Source organism: Xenorhabdus thuongxuanensis (genome assembly GCF_001908095.1).
GTDB lineage: Bacteria > Pseudomonadota > Gammaproteobacteria > Enterobacterales > Enterobacteriaceae > Xenorhabdus > Xenorhabdus thuongxuanensis.
This window is the reverse complement of sequence record NZ_MKGR01000035.1, coordinates 14,446-28,286: the sequence shown is the minus strand read 5'-3', so window position 1 is coordinate 28,286 and position 13,841 is coordinate 14,446. Positions and strand designations below refer to the sequence as shown.

Sequence of the window (13,841 nt, the reverse complement as noted above, 5' to 3'; positions counted from 1 at the left end):
GAGGGCTTAATCGGTTTCTTCGTCAATACCCTGGCCTTGCGCGTCACCCTGAATGAGGCCGTTACTGTTACTGACCTGCTCGCCCAGGTTCGGGAACGGGCGCTGGCCGCCTATGCCCATCAGGATGTCCCCTTTGAACAGGTGGTGGAAGCCCTCCAGCCCGAACGCCATTTAAGCTACAGCCCGATCTTCCAAGTGATGCTGGCCTTAAATAATACCCCGGCCCAGACACTGGCGTTACCCGGCATCCAATGCTCTCCTATTGCACAAATGCACCCCAGCGCGCACTTTGATTTGACCTTATCCCTGACTGAAACTGAGGCCGGTTTGGTCGGTGAACTGGAATATGCCACCGATTTATTCGATACCGCCACCGTTGAGCGGATAGTCGGTTATTTCAACCAGGTGCTGACTGCCATGGCGGCAGATGACACCCAACGGATTGCCACGTTGCCGATGCTGCCAGAACCCGAACGGCAACAACTGCTGGTGGACTTCAATGCCACTCAGACGGATTTCCCGCAGGAGGCGTTGATCCACCAACTGTTTGAGGCGCAGACAGAACAGTGTCCTGATGCCACTGCCGTCGTCTACGAAGACCAAATTCTAAGTTATGGGGAATTAAACCACCGTGCCAATCAGTTGGCGCATTATCTGATTACGTTGGGGATACGTCCAGACGATCGGGTCGCCCTCTATGCTGAACGCCGTCCAGAGATGGTGGTGGGCTTGCTGGCTATCCTGAAAGCCGGCGGGGCTTATGTGCCGCTTGATCCCGCTTATCCGGCCGAACGGTTGGCCTATATGCTGGAAGATGCGGCCCCCGTGGCTTTACTGACCCAAGCAGAACTAGCCCAATCAGAGTGGCTCACTCAGTTTAATGCCTTGCCCACGGTTCTACTGGATAACCCCGAACCGTGCCTGGCAACCCAATCGACTGACAATCCAGACCCTCAGGCTTTGGGCTTAGCATCACGCCATTTGGCCTATGTTATTTATACTTCCGGTTCAACGGGGCAACCGAAAGGGGTGATGATCGAACATCAGAGCCTGTGCAACTTGATCACCCCCCAGCAAGCGACCCTGGCACTCACCGCCGACAGTCGCGTCTTACAGTTCGCCTCAAACAGTTTCGATGCCTGTATTTGGGAATGTTGTATGGCCTTAATGGCCGGTGCCCGTCTCTATCTGGCTCAACGGGCCAGTCTGTTGCCGGGCGCCATCCTGTCCCGCTACTTAGCAGACCAGGCCATCAGCCATGTTCTCTTGTCACCGACCGCGTTGGCCGCCATGGATACGCTGCCCGATACCCTGCAAACCTTGCTGGTGGGGGGGGAAGCCTGTCCGCCGACCTTAGTCAAACGCTGGTCACCAGGACGGCAGATGCTCAATGCCTATGGGCCAACGGAAACCACGATCTGTGCCACACTCTATCCCTGTGCCTTTTCCGATGACAGTTCAGCAGATAATCCGCCCCCGATTGGCCGCCCGATCGCCAATACCCGGGTTTATATCCTGGATGCACACGGCCAGCCCGTTCCTCGCGGGGTGGCGGGGGAAATTTATATTGCCGGTGTGGGGGTCGCCCGTGGTTACCTCAATCGCCCTGAGTTGACAGCGGAACGCTTTGTTCCCGACTCATTCTCAACCACACCTAATGCACGCATGTACAAAACCGGTGACCTGGGTCGCTGGCTGCCCGATGGCAATATTGACTACCTGGGTCGCAATGATTTTCAGGTCAAACTACGTGGCTTCCGCATCGAACTGGGAGAAATCGAAGCCAGACTGACGCAATGTGACGGCGTACGTGAGGCGGTGGTGATGGCGCGCGAAGATGAACCGGGTCAGAAACGACTGGTGGCCTATCTGCAACCCGAAGAGGGGAGCGTATTGGTGCCCGCGGAATTGCGCCAGCAACTGGCGCAGCATCTGGCTGACTATATGCTGCCCAGTGCTTTTGTCACGTTAGCCACTTTCCCGCTCACCCCGAATGGTAAACTCGACCGACAGGCCCTGCCGACCCCCGATTTCTCGGCCATCGTGGCGCGCAGCTATGAAACCCCTATCGGTGAAATAGAAATCGCCCTGGCGCAGATTTGGCAAAAATTATTGGGCCTACAACAGGTCAGTCGCCATGACCATTTCTTTGAACTCGGCGGCCATTCGCTGATGATTGTCAGTCTGGTTGAAGAATTACGCCATCTGGGTTGGCAACTCGAGGTTCGCCGGGTATTTGCCTCACCAGTCCTCGCCGATATGGCTCAGACTATCCAACGTGACACCAATACCTTTATCGTGCCCCCCAATCTTATTCCTGAGGGCTGCACGGCCATCACTCCCGATATGCTGCCGTTGGTTTCACTCTCCCAATTTGAGATTGATACCCTGGTTGAGCAGATCCCAGGTGGTGCGAATAATGTGCAGGACATCTATCCGCTGGCTCCCTTGCAGGAAGGCATCCTGTTCCACCATCTGTTACAGACACAAGGTGATGCCTATTTATTACGGATCGTATTTGCCTGTGACACTCGTGAATATCTTGATGACTTTCTGGTTGCCTTACAGCAAGTTATTGATCGTCATGATATCCTGCGCACAGCAGTTTACTGGCAAGATCTGGTACAACCGGTTCAAGTGGTCTGGCGTCAGGCACCACTGGTTATCAATGTCTTTAACCCTGCCACGACGGACAATATTTCCACACAATTACTGGATTACACTGATCCACGCCAGCACCGTATCAATTTAAACCAGGCACCCCTCTTTACTGCCGATATCACGCATGATCTGGCACAAAATGAATGGTTGCTAGCGCTGCGCTTCCATCATCTGGTCAATGACCATATGACACTGGAGCTGATTTTGGCTGAAATCGCCCAGATACTCCAGGGCAATGCAGCAGCCCTGCCTGCCATGTTGCCCTATCGCAACTTTATTGCCCAAACATTCAGTGTGCCAGTGGCAGAGCATGAAGCCTATTTCCGTACCCAACTGGCGGATATTGATGAACCCACCGCCCCCTTTGGGATACTCAGCGTACCCAGCGATAATAGTGCTATCAACGAAAATAGCCTGCGGCTTGATCCCACGTTGGCAAAAGCGATTCGCGCTCAGGCTCGTCGGCTGGGAGTCAGTCCCAGCGTCCTGTTCCATGTGGCCTGGGCCCAGGTCGTGGCCCAAACCAGCGGCCGCGATGATGTGGTGTTTGGCTCCGTGCTACTGGGCCGCCTGCAAGGCGGCGCGGGGGCTGACCGCATACTGGGCATGTTTATCAACACCTTGCCTCTGCGTGTTTCTCTGGGCGGGCGCACGGTACACGCCATCGTACAGGAAACCTACCACAATTTGACCGCCTTGCTGGAGCATGAGCAAGCCCCGCTAGCATTGGCACAACGGTGCAGTGGCGTGGCCCAACCGATGCCACTGTTCAGTACGTTGCTAAATTATCGCCATAGTCCATCTGACCAGGACAAGATCTCTGACACATTAGGAACAGAAATGCGTCTGGTCGCGGCGGAAGAGCGCACCAACTATCCCATTACCCTGTCAGTGGATGATTTAGGGGATAACTTCGAATTGACTGCCCTAACCGTCACTGATATTGCCGCCGAACGCCTCACCGCCTATCTGGCGACCGCCATAAGCGGCTTAGTAACGGCCCTGGTTAACCACCCGCAGCAATGGATTCTGGATGTGCCTATCCTGCCAGTACCCGAACGGCAACAAGTGCTGGTGGATTTCAACGCCACCCAGCGGGATTTCCCGCAAGAAGTCCTGATCCATCAACTCGTTGAAACCCAGGCATTACAACGTCCCCAGGCCCCAGCGATAACTTACGAAGGGCAAACCGTGAGCTATCACGAACTGAACCAGCAAGCCAACCGGCTGGCACATTATTTGATTGCACTGGGGGTACGGCCGGATGATCGGGTCGCCCTCTGTCTCGAACGCTGTCCGGAGATGGTGGTCGGCTTATTGGCTATCCTGAAAGCCGGTGGGGCCTATGTCCCGCTCAACCCGGCCTACCCGATTGAACGGTTAACTTATATGCTCCAGGACGCGGCACCGGTTGTTTTATTGACCCAAACTGCCCAGGCCGACAGGCTGCCCGATACCGTGCCGACGGTCTTACTGGATCATATCTTTGACTATGAAGTACCGATGCTGGCGACGCAACCCACTGACAACCCAGACGCTCAGATATTGGGGCTGACATCGCGCCATCTGGCCTATGTCATTTACACCTCGGGATCGACCGGCCAACCCAAAGGCGTGATGGTCGAGCATCGCAATGTTCTGCGTCTGGTTATCAATAATGACTTTGCCGATATCGGGCCGGACGACTGTATTGCCCATTGTGCCAATATCTCATTTGATGCCGCCACCTGGGAAGTGTGGGCAGGCTTAGTTCATGGGGCACGTCTTCTGCTTATTCCGGAAAAGACCTTGCTTCATCCCCCCCATTTTGGCCAGAGCCTGTTATCGGAAGGCGTCAGTGCACTCTTCCTGACCACCGCTCTGTTTAACCAATATGCTCCCCTGATTGGGCCAGCCTTATCAGGCTTGCGTTATGTCCTTTTCGGCGGGGAACAAGCAGATACCCGTCCTGCCATTCGCCTCAGAACCGAATCTCCCCCCCAACACTTACTGCATGTGTATGGGCCAACAGAGACCACCACGTTTGCCACCGCCTATGAGCTGCCGGCGGGGGAAAACGAAGACGTTGACCGTAAACTCCCTATCGGCCGCCCGATCTCGAATACCCGGATCTATATCCTGAATCCACAAGGACAACCAGTGCCAATGGGGGTGGCCGGTGAAATCTATATCGGGGGAGAGGGTGTGTCTCGCGGCTACCTCAATCGTCCGGCACTCACGGCCGAACGTTTCCTGTCCGACCCCTTTGCTTCAGAACCGGATGCCCGCATGTACAGAACCGGCGATCTCGGCCGCTGGCGGCCCGATGGCACGATTGACTACCTCGGCCGCAATGATTTTCAGGTCAAACTGCGGGGTTTCCGTATCGAGCTGGGGGAAATCGAGGCCAGGCTGACCCAATGTGACGGCGTACGCGAAGCGGTGGTGCTAGCCCGCGAAGATGAGCCAGGCCAGAAACGATTGGTCGCTTACCTGCGGCCGCAGGTAGGGGGTGAACTGGTGCCGGCTGAATTGCGCCAGCAGCTCGCCCTGCACCTGGCCGACTACATGTTGCCCAGTGCCTTTATCACGCTGGACACCTTCCCGCTGACCCCGAACGGCAAGCTTGACCGTCAGGCCCTGCCGGCCCCGGATTTATCGGCCGTGGTGACCCGCGAGTATGCAGCCCCGGAGGGCGAAGTAGAAATCGCCCTGGCCCGGATTTGGCAAGATCTGCTCGGGGTGGAACAGGTCGGGCGTTACGATCATTTCTTCGAACTCGGCGGTCATTCCCTGCTGGCTGTCCAACTGGCGGCTCGGATCCGTCAACATCTGACGCGCGAGTTACCGTTACAGTCACTCTTTGATCAGCCGCTTTTGATCGATCTGGCTCAGATGCTGACGGAGACGTCAACCTCCTCTCAGGTCATCCTCTCCGTGGCTGACCGCAGCCAACTCTTGCCGCTGTCCTTTGCCCAACAGCGTTTATGGTTCCTAGCCCAACTCGATCCGGCAGCCAGTCTGGCCTATCATATGCCCATGGCGTTGCGCCTGACCGGCCCACTCAATCATCCGGCCCTGACCCGTGCCCTCGACCACCTGGTCACCCGCCATGAAAACTTACGAACCCGCTTTGTGTTGGTTTCCGGTCAACCCTATCAGCATATCGATCCTGCTGACAGGGGTTTTACCTTGTCTTATCAGGATCTACGCACATTAACTCCTGACGCACAAAGCAACCGGATTTCAGAATTAATGGATCTCGACGCCCAGACGCCTTTTGACTTAACTCAAGGTCCGTTGCTCCGCGGTCATTTGCTACAACGGGCAGACGATGAGCATCTCTTACTACTCACCCAACACCATATTATTTCTGATGGCTGGTCCATCGGCGTCTTGCTGCATGAACTCAGCGTGCTTTATCGCTCCCTTCTCGACGGTCAAGAGGCGCCGTTATCGCCACTTCCCATTCAGTACGCTGACTATGCTGTCTGGCAGCGAGAGTGGTTACAAGGAACCGTCATTACTAAACAACGCGATTTCTGGTGTGCTCAGCTTGAAGGCGCACCGGCATTATTAACACTGCCGACCGATCGACCCCGTCCCGCGGTGCAGACTTATGTTGGCGGCCGGGTTCCTGTCCACTTTGATGCAAACTTATTAACTTCGCTTAAAAGGCTTGGGCAGCGTCATCACACCACCGTGTTTATGACCGTGCTCAGTGCCTGGAGTCTCGTATTGGCTCGACTTAGTGGGCAGAATGATATTGTCATCGGTACACCTGTCGCTAACCGTCCGCACCATGAACTTGAGGGGATGATCGGTTTCTTCGTTAATACGCTGGCTTTGCGTATTACTCTGGATGATTCTACATGTATCGCTGACTTGCTTGCCCAGGTGCGGGAACAAACCATAGCGGCCTATGCCCATCAGGATCTGCCTTTTGAACAGGTGGTGGAAGCGCTCCAGCCTGAACGTAGCCTAAGCTACAGCCCTATCTTCCAAGTGATGTTGGCCTTAAACAATACGCCAACCAAGACCTTGACGTTACCTGACTTGCAAATCACCCAAATTGAACCAGTACGCCACAGTACCCACTTCGATATGACCTTGTCGCTGACCGAAACCGAATCTGGTCTGTTCGGTGAACTGGTATATGCCGTTGATCTGTTTGATCCCTCAACGATAGAGCGCATGGTAGGTTACCTGAAACAGGCTCTGGTAGCCATGACAAGCGCCGAACAAGACATTACCAAACAAACCATTGCCAGCCTGCCAATATTATCAACATCGGAGCGGCATCAATTGTTGGTAGAATTCAACGCCACTCAAGCCGATTTCCCACAGGAAACCCTGATCCATCAACTAGTCGAAGCGCAAGCAGCACAAACGCCCAATACGACAGCGGTAGTGTGTGGAGAACAATCTCTCAGCTATGGGGAATTGAACCGCTATGCCAATCATCTGGCCCATCATTTGATTACACTGGGGGTACATCCAGACGATCGAATCGCTATCTGCGTCGAACGCAGTTTAGAAATGGTGGTGGGATTACTGGCCATTCTTAAAGCGGGAGGCGCTTATGTTCCACTCGATCCCGCTTATCCAACCAGTCGATTGGCTTATATGCTTGAAGATGCGGCTCCCGTCGTGGTCATTACCCAGAAAAATCTAACCGATAGACTAACTCACGCTGTACCTACGGTATTCATTGACAATTTACTCGACAATGACAATCAAGAACTAAGTCAATCGACAGGCAATCCCGATGCTCAAGGAACAGGCTTAACGTCAAATCATCTGGCCTATGTGATCTATACGTCAGGTTCCACCGGATTACCCAAAGGGGTTGCGATTACCCATCGCAATACCGTAAATTTCCTGACCTGGGTTCAGAGAACGTTTAGCGCCGAAGCATTGGCTCATACCCTGTTCGCGACTTCATTTAATTTTGATTTGTCCGTGTACGAATGTTTTGCACCACTAATTTCTGGGGGTACGGTTCATATTGTTTCTGATGCCCTATCGTTAATCTCAACTAAACCCGCTACAGAACAGGTGATCAACCTAATTAATACGGTGCCGTCAGCCATCGCTCATTTGAGCGAGACAAACGCCATTCCACCCACCGTTAAAACCATTAATTTGGCAGGTGAAGCGCTGAAATCCCATATCGTCGAACATCTGTTTGCCCATTCCGGTGTAGAAAATATCTGCAATCTCTATGGCCCTTCGGAGACGACAACGTATTCGACCTGGACATGCATGAATCGGATGACAAATATTGTTTCTCATATTGGTCGCCCCATCGCCAATACCCAGATCTATATCCTTGACGCTACCGGTCAGCCTGTTCCCCTTGGCGTTATCGGCGAAATTTATATTGGCGGTGCCGGCGTAGCCCGTGGTTACCTGAACCGGCCTGAACTGACTGCCGAACGCTTCCTAAGTGATCCTTTTTCTTCAGAACCGAACGCGCGTATGTATAAAACCGGCGACTTGGGTCGTTGGCTGCCCGATGGCAATATCGAATACCTGGGTCGCAATGATTTTCAAGTCAAACTGCGCGGTTTTCGTATCGAATTGGGAGAAATCGAAGCCCGACTCCTGCAATGTCACGGGGTACGTGAAGCGGTGGTCATTGCCCGTGAAGATGCACCCGGTCAGAAACAGCTAATCGCCTATCTGCGGTCTCTGGATGATGTCGAACTGGTGCCAGCCGAATTGCGCCAGCAACTGGCTCAGCACCTCGCTGACTATATGCTGCCCAGCGCCTTTGTCACCCTGGACACTTTCCCGCTGACCCCGAATGGCAAACTTAACCGTCAGGCTCTGCCGGTTCCGGATTTACCCGCGATTGTCACGCGCAGCTATGAAGCCCCCGTCGGTGAGGCCGAAATCGCCCTGGCGCAGATTTGGCAAAAATTATTGGGGTTGAAACAGGTTAGCCGTCATGACCACTTTTTTGAACTCGGCGGCCATTCGCTGATGATTGTCAGTCTAATCGAAGAGCTGCGCTATCTGGGCTGGCAGCTAGAGGTTCGCAGCGTGTTTGCCGCGCCGGTTCTGGTTGCTATGGCTCAGGCTATCCAGAGTGAGATCAGCCCCTTTATCGTGCCTCCTAACCGTATCCCAGAGGATTGCACTGCCATCACCCCCGATATGCTGCCACTGGTTTCCCTCTCCCAAACCGACATTGAGGCCATCGTTACCACTGTTCAGGGCGGCACCGCCAATGTGCAGGATATCTATCCGCTGGCTCCTTTGCAGGAAGGGATCTTGTTCCATCACCTGTTACAGACACAGGGGGATAATTATCTGCTACAAAGCTTGCTTGCGTTCAATACCCGTGAGCGCCTCGATGCCTTTTTAGCGGCACTGCAGCACGTTATCGATCGGCATGATATCTTGCGCACCTCTGTTTACTGGCAGGCGCTGACCCAACCGGTACAAGTGGTCTGGCGTCAGGCACCACTGTCGATTACCGTTTTTACCCCAGCGGCAGCCGGTGACGTTGTCACCCAACTCAAGTGTCATACCGATCCACACCGGCACCGTATCGATCTGAGCCACGCTCCGCTGTTTACCGCCGATATCGCCCATGATCCAGTTCAAGATGAATGGCTACTGGCACTGCGCTTCCATCATCTGGTCAGTGACCATATGACCCTGGAGCTGATCCTGGCGGAAATTGCCCTCATCTTGCAGGGCAAGGCAGCGAATTTATCGGCAGTATTGCCCTATCGTAACTTTATCGCTCAAACCCTGGCTACACCAACCGCCGAACATGAAGCGTATTTCCGCGCCCAATTGGCAGATATTGACGAACCCACGGCGCCCTTTGGGGTGCTCAAGGTTCCCACTGACAACAATCTGGTGACGGAAGCCCGTCTCGCTATCGCCCCCGATCTGGCCCAGGCTATCCGCACTCAGGCGCGTCGTTTAGGTGTCAGCCCCAGTGTGTTGTTCCATGTGGCCTGGGCACAGGTGCTGGCACAAACCAGCGGCCACGATGACGTGGTGTTTGGCTCCGTTCTATTGGGTCGCCTGCAAGGTGGCGCAGGGGCTGATCAAATACTGGGTATGTTTATCAACACCTTGCCCCTACGCATCTCTCTGGGCGGGCGCACGGTACAAGAAATCGTACAGGATACCTATCATAACCTGATCGCATTACTCGAGCATGAGCAGGCGCCGTTGGTACTGGCACAACGATGCAGTAGCGTGGAGCAACCTATGCCACTGTTCAGCACCCTGCTCAATTATCGTCATAGCCCATCGGGGGAAACCAAAGCGGTTGATACCATTTGGACGGACATACGTATTTTGGCCGCAGAGGAGCGCACTAACTATCCTGTCTCCTTATCAGTGGATGACTTAGGAGACGGCTTCCTACTCACTTCCCTGACCGTCACCGAAATTGCGCCAGAACGCATCAATACCTATCTGGCGACAGCCATAAGCGGTTTGATCGATGCCTTAGTGCATAACCCGCAACAAGAGATCCGGAATATCTCCATCTTACCAGCGGAGGAGCGGCAACAATTACTGATAGATTTCAATGCCACTCAAGTCGATCTTCCACAAGAAGTGTTTATCCACCAACTGATTGAGGCGCAGGCCGCACAATATCCCGAAGCGATAGCTGTCGTCTATAAAGACCAGACACTGAGCTATGGTGAATTAAACCGCCGCGCCAATCGGCTGGCACACCATCTGTTAGCGCGGGGCGTACATCCCGATGACCGAATCGCCATTTGTGTCGAACGCAGTCTGGAGATGGTGGTGGGATTATTGGGTACTCTCAAGGCTGGCGCCGCTTATGTGCCACTCGATCCAACTTACCCACTCGAACGTCTGACTTATATGCTGAATGATGCAGCGCCAGTGGTATTACTTACCCAGACCTCCCTGATTGAGAAATTAGACACCAACCTGCCTATCGTGCTGCTTGATGCCCCTGTCTTCGATAATGACGCGGAAAGTAATCCTGATACCCAGGCGCTGGGGCTGACCTCACATCACCTGGCGTATGTTATCTATACCTCTGGCTCGACCGGCCAACCCAAAGGTGTGATGGTTGAACACGCCGGGTTCAGAAATTACCTACAGTGGGCGCTCAGTCATTATGTAACGACCGAACAGACAGACAGCATCGTGTCATCACCTTTTGCTTTTGATGCCACCGTCTCCAGTATTTATTTACCTCTGCTTTGTGGCGGCAAAGTACACCTTATCCGTGAAGGTCAGACACTTACTGAATTGGTGCCCGCACTGTTATCCCTCTCTACGGCATCTACTACGCTGGTTAATGTCACCCCGACTCTTTTCGCTGCAATAGGTCAGGGATTACTAGCGGCAAAACAAACTTGTCCTGCCCATTGTTTTATCGTCGGAGGGGAAGCACTCTCTCAATCCATAGTCGCACTTTGGCGTGAGCTGTCACCGGAATCACGCATTATCAACGAATATGGCCCAACCGAAACGGTGGTGGGTTGCATCACGTTTGATACGCATCAGCAGGACAGTATCATTGACAACATTCCCATCGGAAAACCGATCGCCAATACCCAGATTTATATCCTGGATGCTCAGGGACTGCCAGTGCCCCTTGGGGCAAGCGGTGAGATTTATATTGGCGGTGCGGGTGTGTCCCGCGGTTACCTCAATCGCCCGGAACTCACGGCAGAACGTTTTATTTCCGATCCATTTTCAACAGCACCAAATGCCCGTCTGTACAAAACCGGCGACCTCGGCCGCTGGCGGCTCGATGGCAATATTGAGTATCTCGGTCGCAATGATTTTCAGGTCAAGATACGCGGTTTCCGCATTGAATTGGGCGAAATTGAAACTCGGCTGGTTGCTTGTGAAGGCGTCAAGGATGCTGTAGTGATTGCCCGCAAAGAGGAAAATGGTGATAAACGTCTGGTTGCTTATCTCGTTCCGCAATCGGGAATCACACTCAACCCCGCCTGCCTGCGTGAACAATTGAGTTCCAGTTTGATGGAACACATGCTCCCTAGTGCCTTTGTCACTCTGGAGTCCTTCCCGCTGACCCCCAATGGCAAACTTGACCGGCAGGCTCTGCCTGCGCCGGATTTATCGGCCGTAGTAGTGCAAGATTATGTCGCCCCCGTGGGCGAAATAGAAATCGCCTTAGCACAGATTTGGCAAGATTTGTTAGGTTTAGAACAAGTTGGTCGTCACGACAACTTCTTCGAACTCGGTGGCCATTCCCTGCTTGCTGTCCAACTTACCGCACATGTACACCAAAAATTGGCACGGGATTTGTCACTACAGCAACTCTTTGATCAACCCATTTTGATGCATTTGGCTCAAACACTCACAAGTGCTGAGACAATGGCTCAGATAGTGATCCCTGTCGCTGATCGCAGCCAGTCGTTGCCCCTGTCCTTTGCTCAGCAAAGACTGTGGTTTCTGGGCCAACTCGATCCGGTGGCTAGCCTGGCTTATCATATCCCTCTGGCATTGCGCCTGACGGGTCAACTTAATCGCCATGCCTTAATCCGTGCATTCGACCATCTGGTCGCCCGACATGAAAGCTTGCGTACCCACTTTGTGCTGGTTTCCGGCCAACCTTGCCAACAAATTGATTCGGCTGATATTGGCTTTGCTCTGACTTACCAGGATCTGCGCGCATTAACATCTGAGGCACGTATCAACTGTATTGCAGAATTAACAGCACTCGAAGCGCAAACGCCTTTTGACTTTACCCAAGGCCCACTATTCCGCGGCCACCTGCTGCAACTGGCAGATGAAGAGCATGCCTTGTTGCTCACCCAACATCATATTATCTCTGATGGCTGGTCCGTCGGTGTGCTGATACATGAACTCAGTGTGCTTTATCACGCCATCCTCGACGGCCAAGACACGCCTTTACCACCACTGCCCATCCAGTATGCTGACTATGCCGTCTGGCAGCGTAACTGGCTACAAGAAGCGGCACTCACGGCACAACGCGATTTCTGGTGTACCCAATTGGCAGGGGCTCCGACCTTACTGACTCTCCCAACTGACCGACCGCGCCCAACAGTACAATCCTTTGTTGGCAGCCGAGTTCCTGTGCACGTTGATACAAACTTATTGGACTCACTGAAAAAACTGGGACTGTGCCATAACACTACGTTGTTTATGACAGTGCTCAGTGCCTGGAGTCTCGTACTGGCTCGACTCAGTGGGCAGGAGGATATCGTTATCGGTACTCCTGTTGCTAATCGCCCACACCATGAACTGGAAGGATTAATTGGTTTCTTTGTTAACACGCTAGCTTTACGTATCACCTTTAATGATGATCTCAGTGTGTCCGATCTGCTAGCCCAGGTTCGGGAACGAGCACTGGCCGCTTATGCCCATCAAGATTTACCCTTTGAACAGGTAGTGGAAGCGCTTCAACCCGAACGCAATCTAAGTTACAGTCCGATTTTCCAGGTGATGCTGGCTTTAGACAACACCCCCACTCAGGCGCTGGCATTTCCTGATATCCAATGTTCACCCATTGAGCAGATGTATCCCAGCGCTCACTTTGATTTAACCTTATCATTGGCTGAAACCGAGGCTGGTCTGGTCGGTGAGCTGGAATATGTTACCGATTTATTCGACACCACAACCATTGAACGAATAGTCAGTTATTTCAATAATGTACTGACCGCTATGGTAGCGGATGAAACCCAACGGATTGCCACTTTGCCGATGCTACCCGCATCAGAACGGCAGCAACTGCTGGTGGACTTCAATGCCACTCAGGTAGATTTCTCGCAAGACGCGTTGATCCACCAACTGTTTGAAGCACAGGCAGAACAGCATCCTCAAGCTATCGCTGTTGCCTTTGAGGCACAAACGCTCAGCTATGGTGAATTAAACCACCGCGCCAACCAGTTAGCACATTATTTGATTGCGCTGGGGGTACGTCCGGATGATCGGATTGCCCTCTGTGTCGAACGCAGTCTAGAGATGGTGGTGGGATTACTGGGTATCCTCAAGGCAGGCGCAGCCTATGTGCCCCTCGATCCGGCCTATCCGGCTGAACGGCTGACCTATATGTTGGATGATGCAGCCCCAGTGGCGTTGATTACCCAAACATCGTTAGTTGAGACACTGAGCGGCGACCTGCCTACCGTACTGCTTGATACCTTAGTCCTCGATGCCTACGCGATAAGTAATCCTGATGCCGGAGAACTGGG

The 13,841-nt window shown here is 53.4% G+C and carries 1 protein-coding gene (running past one end of the window); it reads left to right on the top strand.

Features of this window, described 5'->3' with window-relative positions; all coding sequences use genetic code 11:
* Positions 1-13,841: part of a non-ribosomal peptide synthetase coding region (locus Xentx_RS16360; protein ID WP_139292517.1), annotated on the top strand (this coding region is incomplete at its 5' end). The annotated region continues 4,693 nt past the right edge of the window; the window shows 13,841 of its 18,534 annotated nt.